At 73.0% G+C, this 20,935-nt stretch carries 17 protein-coding genes; 7 read left to right on the forward strand and 10 right to left on the reverse strand.

Features of this window, described 5'->3' with window-relative positions; translation table 11 throughout:
- Positions 1–239: hypothetical protein (locus ACPYOM_RS01950; protein WP_481344693.1), on the forward strand; the 239-nt coding region annotated here is incomplete at its 5' end.
- Here the strand turns inward: ACPYOM_RS01950 and ligA are convergent.
- Positions 216–2,423: an NAD-dependent DNA ligase LigA gene (gene ligA, locus ACPYOM_RS01955; protein ID WP_481344694.1), complete on the reverse strand. Its 2,208-nt coding sequence runs from the start codon at positions 2,421–2,423 to the stop codon at positions 216–218. The genes ACPYOM_RS01950 and ligA overlap by 24 nt on opposite strands.
- Positions 2,424–2,576: 153 nt before the next feature.
- On the opposite strand from ligA, the gene ACPYOM_RS01960 reads away from it, so the two are divergent.
- Together ACPYOM_RS01960 and ACPYOM_RS01965 are read left to right on the forward strand one after the other, a co-directional pair.
- Positions 2,577–4,076 carry a long-chain-fatty-acid--CoA ligase gene (locus ACPYOM_RS01960; protein ID WP_481344695.1) on the forward strand — a complete coding sequence of 500 codons (1,500 nt, stop codon included), beginning with the start codon at positions 2,577–2,579 and terminating at the stop codon, positions 4,074–4,076.
- 190 nt (positions 4,077–4,266) lie between these two features.
- The gene (locus ACPYOM_RS01965) at positions 4,267–5,499 is read left to right on the forward strand and encodes a L,D-transpeptidase (RefSeq protein WP_481344696.1); all 1,233 of its coding nucleotides are present in this window, start codon (positions 4,267–4,269) and stop codon (positions 5,497–5,499) included.
- A 17-nt stretch (positions 5,500–5,516) separates the two neighbouring features.
- Here the strand turns inward: ACPYOM_RS01965 and ACPYOM_RS01970 are convergent, their stop codons facing one another.
- Positions 5,517–6,509, reverse strand: coding sequence for a uroporphyrinogen decarboxylase/cobalamine-independent methonine synthase family protein (locus tag ACPYOM_RS01970; RefSeq protein WP_481344697.1), 993 nt, complete (start codon positions 6,507–6,509; stop codon positions 5,517–5,519).
- Positions 6,510–6,635: 126 nt separating this feature from the next.
- On the opposite strand from ACPYOM_RS01970, the gene ACPYOM_RS01975 reads away from it, so the two are divergent.
- On the forward strand, positions 6,636–7,523 hold the full coding sequence (locus ACPYOM_RS01975; RefSeq protein ID WP_481344720.1) for a GNAT family N-acetyltransferase: 888 nt from the start codon (positions 6,636–6,638) through the stop codon (positions 7,521–7,523).
- Between the two features lie 13 nt (positions 7,524–7,536).
- On the opposite strand, the gene mnmA is transcribed toward ACPYOM_RS01975, so the two are convergent.
- Positions 7,537–8,643, reverse strand: a complete 1,107-nt coding sequence (mnmA, locus tag ACPYOM_RS01980; protein ID WP_481339415.1) for a tRNA 2-thiouridine(34) synthase MnmA — start codon at positions 8,641–8,643, stop codon at positions 7,537–7,539.
- Positions 8,640–9,827, reverse strand: coding sequence for a cysteine desulfurase family protein (locus tag ACPYOM_RS01985; RefSeq protein WP_481344698.1), 1,188 nt, complete (start codon positions 9,825–9,827; stop codon positions 8,640–8,642). The genes mnmA and ACPYOM_RS01985 overlap by 4 nt, the downstream gene beginning before the upstream one ends.
- Positions 9,828–9,999: 172 nt before the next feature.
- On the opposite strand from ACPYOM_RS01985, the gene ACPYOM_RS01990 reads away from it, so the two are divergent.
- Together ACPYOM_RS01990 and ACPYOM_RS01995 are read left to right on the forward strand one after the other, a co-directional pair.
- Positions 10,000–11,523: a S8 family serine peptidase gene (locus ACPYOM_RS01990; RefSeq protein WP_481344699.1), complete on the forward strand. Its 1,524-nt coding sequence runs from the start codon at positions 10,000–10,002 to the stop codon at positions 11,521–11,523.
- A gap of 176 nt (positions 11,524–11,699) precedes the next feature.
- Positions 11,700–12,188, forward strand: coding sequence for a hypothetical protein (locus ACPYOM_RS01995; RefSeq protein WP_481339409.1), 489 nt, complete (start codon positions 11,700–11,702; stop codon positions 12,186–12,188).
- Between the two features lie 91 nt (positions 12,189–12,279).
- Here the strand turns inward: ACPYOM_RS01995 and ACPYOM_RS02000 are convergent, their stop codons facing one another.
- From ACPYOM_RS02000 to ACPYOM_RS02020, 5 genes are all read right to left on the reverse strand, one after another.
- The gene (locus ACPYOM_RS02000) at positions 12,280–13,239 is read right to left on the reverse strand and encodes an electron transfer flavoprotein subunit alpha/FixB family protein (RefSeq protein WP_481339407.1); all 960 of its coding nucleotides are present in this window, start codon (positions 13,237–13,239) and stop codon (positions 12,280–12,282) included.
- 34 nt (positions 13,240–13,273) lie between these two features.
- A complete protein-coding gene (locus tag ACPYOM_RS02005; RefSeq protein ID WP_481344700.1) occupies positions 13,274–14,077 on the reverse strand; it encodes an electron transfer flavoprotein subunit beta/FixA family protein in 804 nt (267 codons plus the stop codon).
- A 168-nt stretch (positions 14,078–14,245) separates the two neighbouring features.
- Complete coding sequence (locus ACPYOM_RS02010) at positions 14,246–14,569, reverse strand: hypothetical protein (protein WP_481344701.1); 324 nt, start codon at positions 14,567–14,569, stop codon at positions 14,246–14,248.
- Between the two features lie 7 nt (positions 14,570–14,576).
- Complete coding sequence (locus ACPYOM_RS02015; protein ID WP_481339401.1) at positions 14,577–15,356, reverse strand: enoyl-CoA hydratase/isomerase family protein; 780 nt, start codon at positions 15,354–15,356, stop codon at positions 14,577–14,579.
- Positions 15,356–15,859, reverse strand: coding sequence for a type III secretion system chaperone family protein (locus tag ACPYOM_RS02020; protein ID WP_481339399.1), 504 nt, complete (start codon positions 15,857–15,859; stop codon positions 15,356–15,358). The genes ACPYOM_RS02015 and ACPYOM_RS02020 overlap by 1 nt, the downstream gene beginning before the upstream one ends.
- A 92-nt stretch (positions 15,860–15,951) precedes the next feature.
- Between ACPYOM_RS02020 and glgX the strand changes: the two genes are divergently transcribed.
- Positions 15,952–18,093, forward strand: a complete 2,142-nt coding sequence (gene glgX / locus ACPYOM_RS02025) for a glycogen debranching protein GlgX (RefSeq protein WP_481344702.1) — start codon at positions 15,952–15,954, stop codon at positions 18,091–18,093.
- 166 nt (positions 18,094–18,259) lie between these two features.
- Here glgX and glgP read toward each other — a convergent pair whose 3' ends face one another.
- A complete protein-coding gene (gene glgP / locus ACPYOM_RS02030; protein WP_481339395.1) occupies positions 18,260–20,848 on the reverse strand; it encodes an alpha-glucan family phosphorylase in 2,589 nt (862 codons plus the stop codon).
- Positions 20,849–20,935 lie beyond the last annotated feature (87 nt).

Genomic DNA, 20,935 nt, shown 5'->3' on the forward strand with positions numbered 1-20,935 from the left:
CCCCCCCCCCCCCCCCCCCCCCCCCCCCCCCCCCCCCCCCCCCCCCCCCCCCCCCCCCCCCCCCCCCCCCCCCCGCCAGCGGGGCCTTGCGGACCAGAGCTGTGCACATCCGAACGTCGTTGAGCGACAAGTCGATTGCGCCGTTCATGGCCCCAGCTTCACCCGAGCAACCCGCCTTCGAGAACCGTGCCGTGGGCAGCGAGGCCGAGGCCTGGTCAGTCGGGCGAGCCCGTCTCTAGGAGCCGTCGGAACCCGTCCTCGTCGAGGACCGGTAGGCCGAGCTCCTCGGCCTTGGCGGCCTTCGACCCGGCGTTGGCGCCGACGACGACGAAGTCGGTCTTCTTCGAGACCGAGCCGGCCGCCTTGCCGCCGCGGCTGATGATCGCCTCCTTGGTCTCGTCCCGGGAGAACCCCTCGAGCGAGCCGGTGACGACGACCGTCTTGCCCTCGAGCGTCCGCGGGGCCGAGGCGTCCACCTCGTCCCGCATGCGCACCCCTGCTGCGGCCCAGCGCTCGACGATCTCGCGGTGCCAGTCCACCGCGAACCAGTCGATGACGGCGTCCGCGATGACACCGCCGACGCCCTCGACCTCTGCCAGCTCCTCGCGCGCAGCCGCGCGGATGGCGTCCATCGACCGGAAGTGCGAGGCGAGCGCGCGGGCGGCGGTGGGTCCGACGTGGCGGATGGACAGCGCGACGAGCACCCGCCACAGCGGCTGCGTCTTGGCCTTCTCGAGCTCGGCGAAGAGCACCTCGGTGTTGGCGCGCGGTTTCGACGGCACCTTCGCGGTGGGCTTGGTGAAGAAGTACAGCTCCTTCTGCCACGGCCCGGGCACGCCCTTGACCTTGCGCCGTCGCCAGACGGTGACGTCGCGCAGGTCCTCGGGCCTCAGGTCGAACAGGCCCGCCTCGCCGGGCAGCACCGGCTCGGAGCGCGGGACGCCCTCGGCGTCCGCCTCGTCGGGCCGGTCGAACTCGGGGTCGGTCAGCGCGATCGAGGCCTCCCAGCCGAGGGCCTCGATGTCGAGGCCGCCACGCGAGGCCAGACCGAAGACCCGCTCGCGCAGCTGGCTCGGGCAGGCGCGGGAGTTGGGGCAGCGGATGTCCTTGTCCCCCTCCTTCTCGGGCGCGAGCACGGTGCCGCAGGAGGGGCAGTGCGTCGGCATGACGAACTCGCGCTCGGACCCGTCGCGCAGGTCGACGACGGGTCCGACGATCTCGGGGATGACGTCGCCGGCCTTGCGCAGCACGACGGTGTCTCCGATGAGGACACCCTTGCGCCTGACCTCGTGCATGTTGTGGAGGGTCGCCTGCTCGACGGTGGAGCCCGCCACGACGACCGGCTCCATGACGCCGTAGGGAGTCACCCGGCCCGTGCGCCCGACGTTGACGCGGATGTCGAGCAGCTTGGTGTTGACCTCCTCCGGCGGGTACTTGAAGGCGATGGCCCACCGTGGTGCCCGCGAGGTGGACCCGAGCTGGCGCTGGAGGGGGACCTCGTCGACCTTGACGACGATGCCGTCGATCTCGTGGAGGCCGTCGTGGCGGTGCTCGCCGTGGTAGGTGACGAACTCCTCCACGGCGTCGACGTCGGGCAGCACCCGCACCTGGTCGGACGTCGGCAGGCCCCACGAGCGCATGCGCTCGTACGCCTCGCTCTGCCGGGACACGTCGAACCCCCGGCGTGCCCCGATGCCGTGGACGAGCATCCGCAGTGGCCGCGAGGCGGTGACCTTGGGGTCCTTCTGCCGCAGCGAGCCGGCGGCGGCGTTGCGCGGGTTGGCGAACGGCGCCTTGCCCGCCTCGACGAGGGCCGCGTTGAGGTCGGCGAAGGCGAGGACCGGGAAGAACACCTCGCCGCGCACCTCGACGAGGTCGGGGACGGCGTCGCCCGAGAGTCGCTCGGGGATCGTGGCGATGGTGCGTACGTTGTTCGTGACGTCCTCGCCGGTGCGCCCGTCACCGCGGGTCAGCGCCCGGGTCAGCCGTCCGCCCTCGTAGAGCAGGTTGACGGCCAGCCCGTCGATCTTGAGCTCGGTGAGGAAGTGGGCGCCGGTGCCGACCTCCCGCTCGACGCGCTCGGCCCAGGCCCGCAGCTCCTCGAAGGAGAACGCGTTGTCCAGGCTGAGCATCCGCTCGAGGTGGTCGACGGTCTCGAACCCCGTGGCGAACGCGGCACCGCCGACGTTCTGGGTCGGGCTCTCGGGCGTCCGCAGCGACGGGTACTCGTCCTCGATCGCGTTGAGGCGCCGCATGATCGAGTCGTACTCGCCGTCGCTGATCGTCGGCGCGTCCTTGACGTGGTAGGCGAACTGGGCGGCGGACGCCTCCTCGGCGAGCTCGGTCCACTCCTGGTGGATCGTGGTGGGGACGTCGTCGGTGACCGGCGTCGAGCCGGCGGTCTTTCCGGTGGTGTCGCTCACCCGCCCATCCTGCCAGCCGGGTGCGACACGCCAGGGGTCATGGCACGCCAGGGGGCTGCGCACGAGACGACGCCCACAGCCCAGCCGAAGCCCTGTTCAGCGACGGACCGGCGGGTAACAATGGCGGCACGCCTGCGCTGCAAAGGAGCACCGATGACCAACCTCGCCGCCGCCCTCGTCGCCACCGCCGGTCGGCTTCCCGACAAGACGGGGATCAAGCTCGACCAGCTCGAGGTGACATGGTCGGCGCTGCTCGCGGCAGCCGGTCAGGTGGCCGGGCAGCTGCGTGCCGCAGGACTCGAACCCGGCGACCGCGTCAGCCTCATCCTGCCGAACGTGCCGGCCTACCCCGTCGCGTTCTACGGGACCCTTCTCGCCGGCGGCGTCGTCGTGCCGATGAACCCGCTCCTCAAGGCCGGCGAGATCCAGTACTACTACGAGGACAGCGGTGCCGGGCTCAGCCTCGTCTGGCCCGACTTCGCCGAGGAGGCGGGCAAGGCGGCCGCCGAGACCGGCACCCGCGTCGTCCTGTGCGGTCCGATGGGCCCGGCCGAGGGCCAGCTGGAGGCAGCGCCGCCGCTGACCGACCCGGTGGACCGCGCCGACGACGACACGGCGGTGATCCTCTACACCAGCGGCACGACGGGCAAGCCGAAGGGCGCCGAGCTGACCCACTTCAACCTGCACCGCAACGCCGAGGTGTCCGCGAGCGACGTCATGCAGATGACCGAGGACGACGTCATCATGGGCTGCCTGCCCCTGTTCCACGTGTTCGGGCTGACGTGCGGGCTCAACACCGCGGTCCAGCGCGGCTGCACCCTCACCCTCATCCCCCGGTTCGACCCGGCCAAGGCGATCGAGGTCATCGGCCGCGACCGCGTGACGATCTTCCAGGGCGTGCCCACGATGTACGCCGCGATCCTCAACCACCCCGACGCCGACCGTGCGGACACCTCGAGCCTGCGCACCTGCGTGTCCGGCGGGTCCGCCATGCCGGCCGAGGTGATGCGCAGCTTCGAGAAGAGGTTCGGCTGCCGGATCCTCGAGGGCTACGGGCTGTCGGAGACCTCCCCGGTCGCCTCGTTCAACATGCCCGACAAGCCGACGAAGCCCGGCACCATCGGCCGCGCCATCCCCGGGTGCGAGATGAAGCTCGTCGACATCGAGGGCAACGACACGCCGGCAGGCGAGATCGGCGAGATCGCGATCCGGGGCGAGAACATCATGAAGGGCTACTGGAACCGGCCCGACGCGACGGCCGAGGCGATCCCCGACGGCTGGTTCCGCTCCGGTGACCTCGCGACCGTCGACGACGAGGGCTACTTCACGATCGTCGACCGCAAGAAGGACCTCATCATCCGCGGCGGCCTCAACGTCTACCCGCGCGAGGTCGAGGAGGTGCTGTACACCCACCCCGACGTGCTCGAGGCGGCCGTCGTCGGCGTACCGGACGACCTCATGGGCGAGGAGGTCGGAGCCGCCGTCGTGCTGCGTCCCGGGTCGACGGCGACGCTCGACGACGTGCAGGCGTACGTCAAGGAGCGGCTCGCGGCATACAAGTACCCGCGCCGGCTGTGGCTGCTGCCCGAGCTGCCGAAGGGGCCGACGGGCAAGATCCTCCGGCGCGAGGTGCGTCCGCAGACCCCCGCCTGAGCGGTCCTGCCGCGGACCCGCCGCGTCGCAGGAGCGGCCCTCCCGAGCCGTTCGCGACACGCGGGCGCTGGACTCGCCACACGTTTTGGAGTATCGCCCCGTTTCGGCGACACTGGTCGCGGGTCACTATCGACGTGCCGTCCCCGTTCCGCCCCGGGGACGCCGGCACCGTCTCAAGGGGTACACACGCGTGAAGTCGAACGTCCGTTCCGCCGTCGTCTCGGGCCTGGCGGTCCTCGCCATGCTCGGCGTCACCGCCTGCAACGCCTCGGCCACGGCGGACAACACCAATCCGGCTGCCTCCGGAACCTCGGCCCCGGGCCGGACGAGCGACGCCGCGCCCAGCCCGACCACCGAGGCCGTCGTCTTCACGACCACACCTGACGACGACGCCACCGACGTCGCCGTCGACACCCGCGTCGAGGCTTCCGCCCAGAAGGGCACGCTGACCGGGGCGACCCTGTCGTACAAGAGCAAGAAGGGCAACCGCATCTCCGTCGACGGCACCCTGTCGGGTGGTACGTGGACCGCGGGCGACCTGCTCGAGCCCGGCGTCAAGTACACGCTCAAGCTCGAGGCCAAGGACGCCGACGGCCAGACGACCGAGGTCACCCGCACGTTCCGCACGGCCGACCTCTCCCTGGACGACCAGGTCTACGTCGCGGTCTCCCCCCGTGACGGCGGCACGGTTGGCATCGGCATGCCCGTCGTCGTCCGCTTCGACCTGCCCGTCACCGACAAGGCCAGCTTCGAGAAGCACATGAAGGTCACGACGCAGCCGGCGCAGTCCGGCTCGTGGTACTGGCTCAGCTCGACCGAGGTGCACTGGCGGCCGAAGACGTACTGGAAGCCCGGTACGAAGGTCCATGTCGAGGCCGACCTCAACGGTGTCCCCGCGGGCAACGACCGCTTCGGCCAGATGTCGCGCACGTCCGACTTCACCATCGGTCGCGCCCTCGTGGCCAAGGTCAACCTCAAGACCGACCAGATGGACGTCTACATCAACGGCCGGTGGACCAAGCGGATCCCCGTCACCGGCGGCCGCCCCGGCTTCACGACGCGGTCGGGTGTCAAGGTCATCATGGACAAGCAGACCAACATCACGATGCGCGCCGAGACCATCGGCCTGAAGAAGGACGACCCCAACTACTACGCCGACACCCCCGTCAAGTACGCGATGCGCGTCACGAACTCCGGCGAGTTCCTCCACACCGCCCCGTGGTCGGTCGCCGACCAGGGCGAGCGCAACGTCAGCCACGGCTGCACCGGCATGAGCGACGCCAACGGCAAGTGGATGTACGAGCACACGATCATCGGTGACGTCGTCGAGACCACGGGGACCAACCGTGGCATGACGATGGGCAACGGCTACGCCGACTGGAACCTCAGCTGGAGCACCTGGCTCAAGGGCTCGGCCCTCTGAGGTCCTGACGCCTCCGGTCAGCCGGCGGCGCGTTCGGCCAGCTCGCGCGACGCGTCGACGGCGGCCCGCTGGATGCGGCGGGCCAGGTCCGGCGCTGCGCCGGCGAGCCCGCACGCGGGGCTGACGACGACGTCGGCCAGGTCGGCGACCGGTAGCCCGACGCGCCGCCACGCGGACTCGACACGGTCGGTGACCTCGGCGACCCGCAGCCGGGAGCCGTCGGTCGGGACCGCACCCGCGTGCAGCCGCACGCCGTCCTCGACCGCGACGGCGACGCCCTCCCACCCGCGCGGGCCGAGCAGGCTCGTGTCGAGCGACAGGCTCGCGGCACCCGCGGCCCGCAGGAGGGGCAGCGGCGGGTCGACGGCGCAGCAGTGGACGACGGTGCGGCCGCCGGCCACCGCCGCTGCCGCCTCGAGGACCGTGCGCAGACCGTCCTCGGCCACCTGCGGGTCGAGCGAGGGCAGCCGGCCGAAGCCCGAGACGGTGGGCAGACGCCCGGCGAGGACGGTGGGCAGGGACGGTTCGTCGACCTGGACGACGAGCTCGGCACCGGGTACGAGTCGCCGGACCGCCTCGACGTGCACCCGCAGCCCCTCGGCGAGGGACTCCACGATGTCGCGGCAGGCCCCGTCGTCGACGACGGCCCGCTCACCGCGCGGCAGCCAGAGCGACGCCGCGAGGGTCCACGGCCCGACGACCTGCACCTTGAGGGGGCCGGTGTGGCCGTCGAAGGCCTCGGCGAGCTCGTCGAGGTCCTCGCGCAGGAACGCGGCGGTGCGCCCGGCGTCGCGGCCCGGCCGGTCGACGAGGCGCCACCCTGCCGGCTGGAGGTCGACGGGAAGCTCGACCAGCATCCCGGCGGTGCGCCCGACCATGTCCGCGCCCGGGCCCCGCGCGGGCAGCTCGGGCAGGTAGGGCAGCTGGCCGTCGAGGAGCTCTCGCACCTGAAGGAGCGCGTCGCGGACCGACGTGCCGGGCCAGGAGCCGATGCCGGAAGCGAGGGTCACTGCGCCAGCCTAGGCGGACGCGTCCGCGTCACCGCATCGGCCTGCCGACCAGCGCCGCGCGCGCCACTGCCCGCCGGTCCCCCCGCCGCTCCCCGGCCGGCGACCGGCGCTAGCGTGGCCCGGGTGATGCGACGCGACTTCGCCGGCCCGAGCGACCTGCGCGCGATGCAGGACCTGTGCTCCCGCACGTGGACGCCGACGAGCCGGTTCCACCCGGGGCAGCTGGCCTGGAACCGGTACTCCGAACCCGTCGACGTGCAGGCCCTCGGCGAGGGAGAGGCCCTGGCGGTCTGGGCCGAGGGCGAGCGCACGGTGGCCTTCGGCTGGGCCGAGAGCCCCGACTGGCTCGAGCTGCAGGTCGACCCGGCCCGTCCGGAGGTCGCCGCTGAGGTCCTCGACTGGTTCGAGGAGTGGAGCGACGCGGACGAGCAGTCGGCCATGGCGGTCGAGGGCGACGCGGCGGTCGAGGCCGCGCTCGGCGACGCCGGGTTCGAGCCGCAGCCGGGCGCGCCGTTCCTCACCCACCACACGCTCGACCTCGCCGACCTGTTGCCGGTGCCCAGGGTCCGGGGGTACGCGTTCCGGGCGGTCGGCCCGGAGGAGGCGGCCGCGCGCGCGGCCGTGCACGCCGCGTCGTGGTCGGACGACGCGCCATCCCGGGTGGACGCGCTCGCCTATGCCCAGCTCATGCGCACCTGGCCCTACCGTCCCGACCTCGACTGGGTCGCCGTCGACGCGGCGGGGGCGATGGTGGCCTCGGCCCTCGTGTGGCTGGACCCCGAGACCGGCGCCGGCCTCGTGGAGCCCGTCGGCTGCGTCCCGGCACACCGCGGCCGCGGCCTGGCCGGCGCCGTGACGCTGGCGGCCCTGCACGCCCTGCGCGACGTCGGCGGCCGCGTCGCACAGGTGACGCCGCGCGGCGACGACGACCACCCGGGGCCGCGTCGCATCTACGAGGCGATCGGGTTCGCCCCGACCGCGCGGGTGCTCACGTGGTCCCGGTCGGTGCACTGACCGGCACGCGAGGTCAGCCGACCGGCTCGCGCTCGAGGCGCGAGGAGGCGATGGTCGCCGACCCGATGACCCGGGAACCGTCGTAGAGCACGACCGACTGCCCCGGTGCGACCCCACGGATGCGCTCGTCGAGGCGCACCTCGACGGTGTCACCCTCCGCCCACGCGATGGCCCGGTGCTCCTCGCCGTGGGCGCGCACCTGCGCGCCGACGCGGACGACGCCGTGCGGCGCGGGGCCGCACCAGCGTGCGTGCCGACCGCTCATCGCGTTGACGCCGAGCAGGTCGGCCGTGCCGACGACGACCCGGTTGCTCTCCGGACGCACCTCCACGACGTAGCGGGGCTGCCCGTCGGCCGCCGGCCGCCCGAGCGCCAGGCCGCGACGCTGGCCGACGGTGTACGCGAACGCCCCCCGGTGCTCGCCGACGACGGCACCGGAGGTGTCCACGATCTCGCCGGGCGCCTCGCCGAGCTCGCGCGTCAGCCACCCACGGGTGTCGCCGTCGGCGATGAAGCAGATGTCGTGGCTGTCCGGCTTGTTCGCGACGTAGAACCCCCGCTCGGCCGCCTCACGACGGATGTCCGGCTTCGTCGTGTCACCGAGCGGGAAGAAGGAGCGCGCCAGCTGGTCGGCCTCGAGCACGCCGAGGACGTAGCTCTGGTCCTTGGCCGCGTCGACGGCCCGGTGCAGCTCGCGGCGCGTCCCGCCCGCAGCGTCCGGCACCTCGACGATCCGGGCGTAGTGACCGGTCGCCACGGCGTCGAACCCGAGCGCCAGCGCCTTGTCGAGCAGTGCCGCGAACTTGATGCGCTCGTTGCAGCGCAGGCACGGGTTGGGCGTGCGCCCCGCGGCGTACTCGGCGCGGAAGTCGTCGACGACGTCGCGCCGGAACCGCTCGGCCATGTCCCACACGTAGAACGGGATGCCGAGCACGTCGGCGACCCGGCGCGCGTCACCCGCGTCCTCGATGGTGCAGCAGCCGCGCGCGGACTCCCGCAGCGTCGCGGCGCTCTGGCTCAGCGCCAGGTGCACGCCGACGACCTCGTGTCCCGCATCGAGCATGCGGGCGGCGGCGACGGCCGAGTCGACGCCGCCGCTCATCGCCGCGACGACCCTCATGACGTCGCCTCGCGAGCCCTCCGGGCCCGGTCCAGCGCCGCCGGCAGGGCGGCGAGGAACGCGTCGACGTCGGCCTCGGTCGAGGTGTGTCCGAGGGTCAGGCGCAGCGCACCGCGAGCGTCGGACTCCTCGATGCCCATGGCGAGCAGGACGTGGCTCGGCTGCGGCACCCCGGCCTGGCACGCCGACCCGGTCGAGCAGGCGACGCCCGCGGCGTCGAGCAGGTAGAGCAGCGAGTCGCCGTCACAGCCGGGCACGAGCAGGTGCGCGTTCCCCGGCAGGCGCCGGGAGGAGTCACCGGGCTCCCAGAAACCGGTCGGCCGGACGTCGGGGGCCACCTCCATGGCGCGCTCGAGGATGGCGTCGCGCAGGGCCACGAGCCGCTGCGCCTCGGCGTCCATCGACTCGACCGCGGCGGTCAGTGCCGTGGCGAAGCCGACGATGGCCGGGGCATCGAGGGTGCCCGAGCGGACCTGCCGCTCCTGCCCGCCGCCGTGCGTCAACGGCACGAGCGTGGCATCGCGCCGCACGACCAGGGCCCCGACGCCGATCGGGCCACCGAGCTTGTGCGCCGTCACCGACATGAGGTCGGCCCCGCTCGCGGCGAAGTCGACCGGCACGTGCCCCGCCGCCTGGACCGCGTCGGTGTGGAACGGGATGCCGAACTCGCGGGCGACGGCGGCCAGCGCCGGGACGTCCTGGACGGTGCCGACCTCGTTGTTGGCCCACATGACCGACACGAGCGCGACGGACCCCGGGTCCTGTTCGACGGCGCGGCGCAGCGTGGCCGGCTCGACGAACCCCTCGGGCGTGCACTCGAGCCAGGTCACCTTGGCGCCCTCGTGCGCGACGAGGAAGTCGACGCAGTCGAGGACCGCGTGGTGCTCGGTGACCCCGACGAGCAGTCGGACGCGTGCGGGGTCGGCGTCCCGCCGGGCCCAGAAGGTGCCCTTGAGCGCGAGGTTGTCCGACTCGGTGCCGCCGGAGGTGAAGACGACCTCCGAGGGCCGCGCCCCGAGCGCCCGGGCGATGCGTTCCCTGGACTCCTCGACAGCCCGCCGCGCCTCACGACCCGTGCGGTGCAGGGAGGACGGGTTGCCCACGACCGCGAGCTGGCGGGTCATCGCGTCGAGCGCCGCCGGCAGCATCGGCGTCGTCGCGGCATGGTCCAGGTACGCGGTCACCGCACGATTCTAGGGCGTGCCGCTCCCCCGCCCGCCCGCGCCCACGACGCGCCCACGACGCGCCCACGACGCGCCCACGACGCGGCTACCGACCGTAACCTGCGCCACCGACGTCTCGTTGACGGGACAGGTCGCCGCCACCGTGGGCGTCGGCCCCGGCAGAGAGGGAACCATGCTCGGCACGACCAGAACCCGCCTCCGCACCGCCGTCGCCGCAGGCGTCGGCACGCTCGCCCTCGTCGCCACCGGGCTGGCCGGCGCCGGCTCCGCGGGCGCCTCCGGCGCGTCCGAGGCCACCGCAGGCCTGTCCACGCTCGGCGCCGCGACGGGCACGACGGGCCTCGCTCCGCTGTCCCCCTGGCTCGCCCGGCAGTGGCCCAGCCTGTCGAGCCTGCGGCCGACGACGGTCCTCGTCCACGGTTCCGACGTCGCCACCGCCCGCCGCGCCGCGACGGCCTCCGGCCTCGCCGTCCGTGAGAGCTTCGACAAGATCGGGGTCGTCGTCGCCGCAGGCCTGCCGGCGCAGATCGCGGCCGTGCGCGCCGCGCCCGGCGTCACCTACGTCGAGGGCAACGAGCCGATCAGCCTGTACCTGTCGACGTCGAACACGGCGACGCGCGGCTCGGAGGCGCGCGCCACCCTGACCGGCGCGAACGGCAGGCCCCTCGACGGTTCGGGAGTCAGCGTCGCGGTCATCGACTCCGGCGTCGACCCCAGCCACCCGTTCCTGCGCAACCCGGACGGCAGCTCGGCCGTCGTCAAGAACCTCAAGGTGGTGTGCGACCCGCTCGAGGTCCTGCCGTGCCAGCCGGTCGACGCCGGCAGCCTCGACACCGACCTGCTCTCGGTCGGCGGCCACGGCATGCACGTCAACGGCATCGTCGCCGGCCGCGACGTCACCCTGTCGGACGGGACGAGGATGCACGGCGCGGCGCCGGGCGCGAGCCTCGTCAGCCTGAGCACCGGCGCGGTCCTGTTCATCGTCGGCGCCGACTCCGCCCTCAACTGGGTGCTGGAGCACCACGCGGCCCCGTGCGGTGCGGGCGTCCCCGCGAGCACCTGCCCCCCGATCAAGGTCACCAGCAACTCGTACGGACCGTCCGGCGGCGGCGAGCTCGACCCGAACTCCGCGACGGTCAAGCTCCAGCGGGCCCTCGTCCGGGAGGGCGTGGTCACCGTCTGGGCCAACGGCAACGACGGCGGCGACGGCTCGGCCAACCTGTCCAACCCGCCCGGACAGGACCCCACCCCGGGGATCCTCTCGGTCGCCTCCTACAACGACCACGACTCCGGCACCCGTGACGGCACGGTCAGCACCTTCAGCTCCCGCGGCAAGCGCGGACAGCTGTCGAGCTACCCCGACATCTCCGCACCGGGCGAGGGGATCACGTCCTCGTGCCGGATCTACCTTCCGATCTGCACCTCCGGCGGCGACCCGCGCGACGGCGGCGACTACAACACCATCAGCGGCACGTCGATGGCCACGCCACACATCTCCGGCATCGTCGCGCAGCTGTTCCAGGCCGACCCGGCAGCCACGCCCGCCCAGGTCGAGGCCGCGCTCGAGTCGTCGGCGTACAAGTACACCGACGGTGCCGCGTACGAGCCGGACGCCGAGGGCAGCGGCACGACCTCGTTCGACAAGGGCCACGGGCTCGTCGACGTCGTCGCGGCGGTGGCGGCCCTGACGCGCTGAGGCGGCTGGCCTGCCCGACCTGTGGCTGAGACGGCCCGCCCGGGCGACTCGCCCACCCCGGACGCCGCGGAGCCCCCCGACCCCACCCCGGGGGGCTCCGTGGCCCGGTGGTTCCGCGACGACCGTCGGGGGCCGGCGCTCGGGCGCCCGCGGGCTCGCCGCCTATCATCGGCGGCATGGGTGGCTCGCACGAGGACACCGGAGGCAGCACGCTGCAGGCCCCGACCTGGCACCGCGTCGTGACGGCGCTCGCCTGCCCGGTCATCGGCTACTTCGTGGCCCGGCTGCTCGAGCGGTACCTCCCGGCGGTGCCCGCGCCGGCGGCCCTCGCCGTGTGCCTCACGTCGGCGCTGGTCCTCGCGGTGCGCGCGTGGCGGGCTCGCGTCGACCTGCGCCGGGACGAGCTGCGGGTCCACAACATGCTCTCTTCGACGACCGTCGAGCGGCGGCTCGTGCGTCGGGTGTCGAGCACCGGACGCGTCGAGTTCCGGCGCGGGTCGGAGCGGCTGACGAGGCTTCCGTGCGAGGCCCTGCAGGCCCCGTGGTGGGCGTTCGGCTCCGGCGGGCGGCGGTACGTCGCGAACCGGGAGCGGCTCTCGAGCTGGGCCCGCACGTCCTCGCGGGTGGTGCGTGACGAGCAGGGCCCCGGGGAGGCCGTCGCCTGAGCCCAGGCTTCTCCTGCCCGGCGGTATCCGCCGCGACGACGAGGGCCCCCGACCGCACGGTCGGGGGCCCTCGTCCTCGGTGCGCCGGTGGTCAGCCCTTGGCGGCCTTGATCGCCTCGGTGGCCTGGGGCAGCACGGTGAACAGGTCCCCGACGACGCCGAAGTCGACCAGCTCGAAGATCGGGGCCTCGTTGTCCTTGTTGACCGCCACGATGGTCTTGGAGGTCTGCATCCCGGCCCGGTGCTGGATCGCCCCGGAGATCCCGCACGCGACGTACAGCTGCGGGCTGACCTGCTTGCCGGTCTGCCCGACCTGGCTGGTGTGCGGGTACCAGCCGGCATCGACCGCCGCGCGGGACGCGCCGACGGCCGCGCCGAGGCTGTCGGCGAAGTCCTCGACCGGGGAGAAGTCACCCCCGGTGCCGCGGCCACCGGACACCACGATCGCGGCCTCGGTCAGCTCCGGACGGCCGGTGGCCTGCTTCGGCTTGGACTCGGTGATCCGGGCTCCCTTGGCGGCCTCGGACGGGGTGAAGTCGAGCACCTCGTCGGCCGCGGCCGCCGGGGCCTCCTCGGGCGTGGCCGAGTTCGGCTTCACCGCGACGATCGGCGTGCCCTGCGTCACCGTCGCGGTGACCGTGTACGACCCGGCGAACACCGACTGCGTCGTCACCACCCCGCCACCGTCGGCGGCCTGCACGTCCACGGCGTCGGTGACCAGGCCCGACTCGGTCCTGATCGCCACCCGGGCCGCGATCTCCTTGCCCTCCGGCGAGGAGGGCACCAGCACCGCCGCCGGGGTCAGCTTGCCGACCAGCTGCGCCAGCAGCTCGGCCTGCGGCACGACCAGGTGCTCGAGCACCTCCGGCGCCTCGACCCGGTACACCTTCTCCGCGCCGTAGCGGGCCAGCGTCTCCCGGGCCGCGTCGAAGCCGGCCCCGACGAAGACCGCCGACGGCTCACCGAGACGACGCGCGATCGTCAACAGCTCCGAGGTCGTCTTGCGAACCTTGCCCTCGACGTGGTCGACGAGCACGAGAACTTCAGCCATGGTTCGTGGGTTCCCTTCTGTGGCTGGGGGTCGGTCAGACGAACTTGCGCTCGGACAGGAACGCGGCCAGCTTGCTGCCGCCGTCGCCCTCGTCGGTGACGATCTGGCCCTGGGTACGCGGCGGCCGCGCGGCGAACGACTCGACCCGGGTCCAGGCCGCCTCCAGCCCCACCCGCGCCGGGTCGATGCCCAGGTCGGCCAGCGTCCACTGCTCGACCGGCTTCTTCTTGGCCGCCATGATCCCCTTGAACGAGGGGTAGCGGGGCTCGTTGATCTGGTCGGTCACCGACACCAACGCCGGCAGCGTGGCCGTGATCGTCTGCGTCGAGGCATCCCCGTCGCGGCGGGCCGTGACCGTGCCACCGGTGCCGCCCGTGCCGCGGCCCTCGACGCTCAGCTCGGACGCGTACGTCACCGCCGGCAGCCCGAGCCGCTCGGCCAGCATCGTCGGGACCACGCCCATCGTGCCGTCCGTGCTGGCCATCCCGGTCACGACCAGGTCGACCTCGCCGAGCTTCCTGACCGCCTCGGCCAGCACCAGCGACGTCGCCGCCGCGTCGGAGCCGTGGATCGCCGCGTCGTTGACGTGCACGCCCTTGTCGGCGCCCATCTGCAGCGCCTTCTTGACGGCGTCGGCGGCCCGGTCCGGGCCCACGGTCACCACGGTCACCTCGCCCTCACCCGCCTCGACGATCTTGAGCGCCTCCTCGACGGCGTACTCGTCCAGCTCGGACAACAGACCGTCGACGTTCTCACGGTCGGTCGTGCTGTCCGATGCGTCGAACGTGCGCTCGGCCTGCGCGTCCGGCACGTACTTGACACAGACGACGATGTTCATGGGTGAACGTCCTCTTCCGTTGCGTGGATGGAGCTGCCGGAGTCGCTCCGGCACTGGCGTCATCCTCTCACTGAGCAACCGCTTACTCACCACGCGGCGGGCGTGACACTCACCACCCGCCGGCCAACACGGCACCCCACCGGCCTGCGCCGGACGGCGGTGCGCCGCTCAGACGGCGCCCGTCTCGACGACGTGGAAGGCCGGCTCCTCGTACGGGTGGGCGGCGCGCAACGCCGCGACGACGGCGGCCCGCCGGTCACGCGGGAAGGTGACCTCGACGCGGTGCTCGCGCAGCGTCTCGAGGTGGCCGACCGCACCGATCGCCGGTACGGCGCCGGGGCCCGGCCGGAACTGCCCCGTGCCCTCGACGTACCAGGCGCACTCCGTGTAGTCCCCCACGGCCCCCGCGCCAGCGGCGAAGAGGGCCGCGAGGACGTCCTCGGTCGACCCGACGGGCGCGTAGAACACGAGGACGTCCAGCGGCTGTGGCACCGGTGGGTCACCGGCCTTCGAACTGCGCCTTGCCCGGACCCTGCTCGACGAACGAGGTCATGCCGATCTCGCGGTCACGCGTGCCGAAGAGCCCGGCGAAGAGCATCCGCTCGATCTCCAGGCCGGTCTCGAGGTCCACCTCGAGGCCCCGGTCGATGGCCTCCTTGGCCGCGCGGACGGCGTACGTCGGCCCACCGACGAAGGTGGCCGCCCACTCACGCGCCGCGGTGTACACGTCGGCCGCCGGCACCACGCGGTCGGCCAGGCCGATGGCGAGGGCCTCCTGCGCGTCGACGAACCGGCCGGACAGGATGATCTCCTTCGCACGAGAGGCGCCCACGAGCCGCGAAAGTCGTTGCGTCCCACCGGCGCCCGGGATGATGCCGAGGAGGATCTCGGGTTGGCCGAGCTTCGCGTCGTCGGCCACGACGCGGAAGTCGCACGCGAGCGCGAGCTCGCAGCCGCCGCCGAGCGCGTACCCGGTGACCGCCGCGATGACGGGCTTCGGGATGCGGGCGACCGCGGTGATCGAGGAGGAGAGCGGCGCCGAGCGGTCGACCATGTCGGTGTACGACATGGCCTGCATCTCCTTGATGTCGGCCCCGGCCGCGAAGACGCGCTCGCCGCCGTAGACGATGACGGCCTTGACGTCGGGGCGCTCGGCGGCCTCACCCGCGGCGGCCCGGATCTCCTCCTGGACCTGGATGTTGAGGGCGTTCATCTTCGGCCGGTCGAGGCGGATCGTGCCGATGCCGTCCTCGACCTCGAGCCGGACGAGCTCGCCCATCAGGCCTCGCCCGGCGACACGGCGTCCGTCGGCAGCCAGGACTGGAAGAAGAAGCCGACGCTCTGCAGGATGTGGTTGACCGAGAGCGGCACGAGGATGTCGAGGTCGGCGTTCGGCGTGATGACGTGCTCGGCCGAGACGACGAGGCTCTCCTGCACGAGCGAGAGCTTGACGATGTTGAGCTGCATCGTGAGGTCGTTGCACCGGGCGAGGCGCTCGTTGCGGTCGGGCGAGACGGGCTCGGCGAGCTGCCACTGGCCGAAGAAGCGGACGACGGCGAGGTCGCCCTCCGCGACGCGGGCGAACAGCGTCGTGCTCGTGCCCTCGTTGTCGACGATCGCGAACTCGATGTCGCCGTCGCCGTCGATGCTCGCCTCGATCCCGAGACCCTTGAGGACCGCGACGACGCGGTCGCGGACCGGGGTGTCGGACGCCGGGGCCCCGTTCGGGACGCCCTCCGGGGAGCTCGGCATGAAGTTGGGCAGGGAGGTCGGGTCGGTCATGCGCCCACCGTAGACCGATCGCCTCGGCGGACGCGAGACGGCCCGTGGGCGGCCGGCACCCCCGCCCGTCGCGCCGCCATACGCTTGGCCCCATGTGCCCGCCGCCGCCCACCACGCCGGACCTGCCGCCAGAGCCGGGGGTGCACCTGACCCCCGAGGGGGCCGTCTTCTCCGTCTACGCGGGGCACGCGGGTGGCGTCGAGGTGTGCCTGTTCGACCGTGACGCGGACGGCACCGAGACCGAGCGCCGGGTCGCCCTGCGGCACCGGGCGCACGGCACGTGGTTCGACACCGTCCCCGGCGTCGGGAAGGGGCAGCGCTACGCCTTCCGCGTCGACGGCGAGTGGGACCCCGAGAGGTCGCTCCTGCACAACCCGGCCAAGCTCGTCCTCGACCCGTACGCGCGCGCGCTCGAGGGCGACCTCCGGCTCGACCCGGCGCTCTGGGGCCACCGCGTCGGGGCCGACCTGCGCGGCGACATCGCCGTCCGCGACGCCCGGGACTCGGCGCCGTTCATGCCGCGGTGCGTCGTCGTCGACGACGGGTTCGACTGGGGGGACGACGAGCTCCCCCGGACGTCCTTGACCGAGTCGCTCATCTACGAGGTGCACGTCAAGGGCGCGACGCGGCTGCACCCCGGGGTGCCGCCGCACCTGCGCGGCACCTACGCGGGGCTCGCGCACCCGGCGTACGTCGAGCACCTGACCGGCCTCGGTGTGACCGCGGTCGAGCTGCTGCCGGTGCACGCCTTCACCCACGAGCCCGAGCTCGTCCTGCGCGGCCTGGCCAACCACTGGGGCTACAACACCCTCGGGTTCTTCGCGCCGCACGCGGCGTACGCATCGGTCACCGACCCGCAGGGTGTGCTCGACGAGTTCAAGGGCATGGTCCGCGCCCTGCACGCCGCCGGCATCGAGGTGCTGCTCGACGTCGTGTACAACCACACGGCGGAGAAGTCGCGCGAGGGCATGACCCTGTCGTGGCGTGGCCTGGACCAGCGGGCCTACTACCGGCTCGACAGCCGCGGCCGCGACATCGACGTCACGGGCTGCGGCAACACCCTCGACCTCGCCCACCCGGTCGTGGCGCGCATGGTCCTGGACTCCCTGCGCTACTGGGTGCAGGAGTGCCACGTCGACGGCTTCCGGTTCGACCTCGCGGTCGCGCTCGGCCGCGGCAAGGACGACACCTTCGACCGTGACCACCCGTTCCTCGTCGCGCTGCGCACCGACCCGGTCCTCTCGCGCGCCAAGCTCGTCGCGGAACCGTGGGACCTCGGCATCCACGGCTGGCGCACCGGCCAGTTCCCACCGCCGTTCTCGGAGTGGAACGACCGCTACCGCGACACCGTACGCACGTTCTGGCTACGGGACCTCGCGGCGTCAGCGAGCGGCAGCGGCCACGGCGTCCGTGAGCTCGCGACGCGCCTGGCCGGCTCGCAGGACCTCTTCGACAGGCACGACCGCGGCACCATCGCGTCGGTCAACTTCGTCACCGCCCACGACGGCTTCACGCTGCACGACCTCACCGCGTACGACGCGAAGCACAACGGGGTCAACGGGCACGGCGGCACCGACGGGTCGGACGACAACCGGTCCTGGAACCACGGTGTGGAGGGCCGCACCGACGACGAGCACGTCCTCGAGGCCCGTCGCCGCACGATGCGCAACCTGCTCGGGACGCTCCTGCTGTCCACGGGCGTACCGATGCTCACCGCGGGCGACGAGCTGGGCCGCAGCCAGCGCGGCAACAACAACCCGTACTCGCAGGACAACGAGATCAGCTGGACCGACTGGGACCTCGAGCCGTGGCAGGAGGACCTCCTCGCCACGACGCGCCATCTCGTGCGCCTGCGGCGAGAGCACCCGGTGCTGCGGCAGCGCTCGTTCTTCACGGGGCGCCCGGTCCACACCGACGGCTCGACCGACCTGGCCTGGTTCGGCAGCGACGGCGCCCCGATGGGCCACCGCTGGGACGGTCCGGCCGTGCACGTCCTCCAGGCGCTCTACGACGGCCGGTGGCTGGACCAGCAGTCGGTCCTCGTCATCCTCAACGGGTCGGCGTCGGGCGTCGACGTGACGCTGCCCGCCGCCCCCGGCATCGCCGCCTACGAGCTGGTCTGGGACAGCACGGACGCCCGACCCGCCGACCCGTGCCCCGCCGTGGCCGCGGGCACGACCCTGCCGGTGGGGCCGGCGTCGATGCGCGTCTGGCGCGCCGTCGCCGCCCGCTGAGCCCGCTGAGCCCGCTGAGCCCGCTGAGCCCGCTGAGCCCGCTGAGCCCGCTGAGCCCGCCGGTCCCGCTCGCCGCCGCTCGGACCCTGACGCGGCAGAGCCCGGGCCCCGCGCGGGGTCCGGGCTCTGCGGTCGAGGGTGGAAGGACGGCTCAGGCGGTGGCGACTCAGGCGGTCCGGGCCAGGCCCAGCTCGGCCGACGACGCGAGCGCCGGGTGCCTCGGGACGACCCGCACGCTGTAGCCGAACGAGCCGGTGCGGCGCAGCGGCTGCGACCCGGCGAACTGGGCGCGGCCGTTCTCGTAGCCCTCGACGAAGGACAGCGGTGTGGTCTCGACACCCCACAGCTCGTCGGCCTCGTTGACGTGGCCGTGCACGAGCTGGACCTCGACGTCGTCCGCGCGCAGACCGCCCAGGTCGACGTAGGCGCGCAGGTCGAGGGTGTCGCCGATCTCCGGCGAGTCGGACAGCCCCGACGTCTCGAGGTGCTCGACCTTGACGTTCGGCCAGGCCGCCCGGACCGACGCCTTGTAGGCGGCCAGCTCCTTGGCCCCGGCGAACTGGGGCCCGTTGAGGGCCCGGCCGGCACCGGCGGCGGGGCCGTAGAGGGTGGTGACGTAGTCCTCCACCATGCGGCTGGCCAGGACCTTGGGCCCGAGCGTCTTGAGCGTGTGGGTCATCATCGAGATCCAGCCGTTGGGCAGGCCGTCGGCGCCCCGGTCGTAGAACTTCGGCGCGACGTCGTGCTCGATGAGGTCGTAGAGCGCGGCCGCCTCGATGTCGTCGCGGCGGTCGGGGTCCTCGACGCCGTCGGCGGTCGGGATGGCCCAGCCGTTGCGGCCGTCGAACCACTCGTCCCACCAGCCGTCGAGGATGGACAGGTTGAGGCCGCCGTTGAGGGCCGCCTTCATGCCCGATGTGCCACAGGCCTCGAACGGCCGCAGCGGGTTGTTGAGCCAGACGTCGCAGCCCGGGTAGAGGTGCTGGGCCATGGCGATGTCGTAGTTCGGCAGGAAGACGATGCGGTGGCGCACCTCGGGGTCGTCGGCGAAGCGGACCATCTCCTGGATGAGGCGCTTGCCGGTCTCGTCGGCAGGGTGCGACTTGCCGGCGATGACGAGCTGCACCGGGCGCTCCGGGTGCAGGAGCAGTCGCTTGAGACGCTCCGGGTCACGCAGCATCAGGGTGAGGCGCTTGTACGTCGGGACGCGCCGGGCGAAGCCGATCGTCAGGACGTCGGGGTCGAGGACGTCGTCGACCCAGCCGAGCTCGAGCTCGGTGGAGCCGCGCTTGCGCCAGGAGGAGCGGACGCGGCGCCGGGCGTCGTTGACGAGCTTCTCGCGCATCTCGCGCTTCGTCGACCAGACCGCGTCGGCCGGCACCTCGTCGATGCGTTCCCACGCGTTCTCGCCGGCGATGTCGGAGGTCCCGAGGTGCTTGAGCGCGACGTCGTACACCGAGCGGTCGACCCACGTCGGTGCGTGGACGCCGTTGGTGATGCTCGTGATCGGCACCTCGTCGTCGTCGAAGCCCGGCCACAGGCCGTCGAACATCTCCCGGCTCACGACGCCGTGCAGCTGCGAGACGCCGTTGGCGCGCTGGGCGAGGCGCAGGCCCATGACGGCCATGTTGAAGATGCCGGGCTGGCCGCCCTCGTAGTCCTCGGCACCGAGGGCCAGGAGGCGCTCGACCGGCACGCCGGGAATGGCGTTGGGGCCGCCGAAGAAGAGGTTGATCTTCGCGGCGTCGAAGCGGTCGATGCCGGCCGGCACGGGCGTGTGCGTCGTGAACACCGTGGCCGAGCGGACCGCCTCGAGGGCCTCGTCGAAGGTGAGGCCGTGGTCGCGGACGAGCTCGGTGATGCGCTCGACGCCGAGGAAACCGGCGTGGCCCTCGTTCGTGTGGTAGACCTCCGGGGCGGGCGCGCCCGAGAGTCGCGACCACAGGCGCAGCGCACGGACGCCGCCGATGCCGAGCAGCAGCTCCTGCTCGAGGCGGGTGTCGCCGCCCCCGCCGTAGAGCGACTCGGTGACCCGACGCGTCTGCTCGTCGTTGCCCGGCACGTCGGAGTCGAGCAGCAGCAGCGGGACCCGGCCCACCTGCGCCTTCCACACGTGGGCGTTGAGGACGCGACCGGCCGGGAGGTCGACGGTGACGACGGCCGGCGTGCCGTCGTCCTCGCGCAGCAGCGACAGCGGCAGCCCGTCGGGGTCGAGCACCGGGTAGGACTCCACCTGCCAGCCCTCGCGGTCGAGGGCCTGCTTGAAGTAGCCGGTCTTGTAGAAGAGGCCGACGCCGACGATGGGGACGCCGAGGTCGGAGGCGGTCTTGAGGTGGTCGCCGGCGAGGATGCCGAGGCCACCGGAGTACTGCGGCAGCACTGCGGTGATGCCGAACTCGGGGCTGAAGTAGGCGACCGCCGCGGGGGCCGCGCGGCCGGCGGCCTCCTGCTCGCGGCTCCAGCGCTGGTACCAGCGCTCGTCGGTCAGGTAGGACTCGAGGTCGGCGTTGGCGGCGACGACGCTGCCGACGAAGTCGTCGTCGGCCGCGAGCGATGCGAGCTCGTCGGCGGACAGACGGGACAGGAGCTTGACGGGGTCCTCGCCCGCCTGGGCCCACTTGCGGGGGCTGATGCTCTCGAAGAGATCACGCGTCGGCGGGTGCCAGGACCACCGGAGGTTGCTGGCGAGAACGCCGAGCCCCTCGATCCGGGTGGGTAGGACGGTGCGGACGCTGAAGCGACGGATGGCCTTCACGAGGAGTCAGCATAGGGGTCGCACTGACGCCTTCTTGCAACGCTTGCAGCCGGGTTTCACCCAGTGGACGGGAGCAGGGCCGGTGCG

The organism is Monashia sp. HAY1-2A (genome assembly GCF_056755315.1).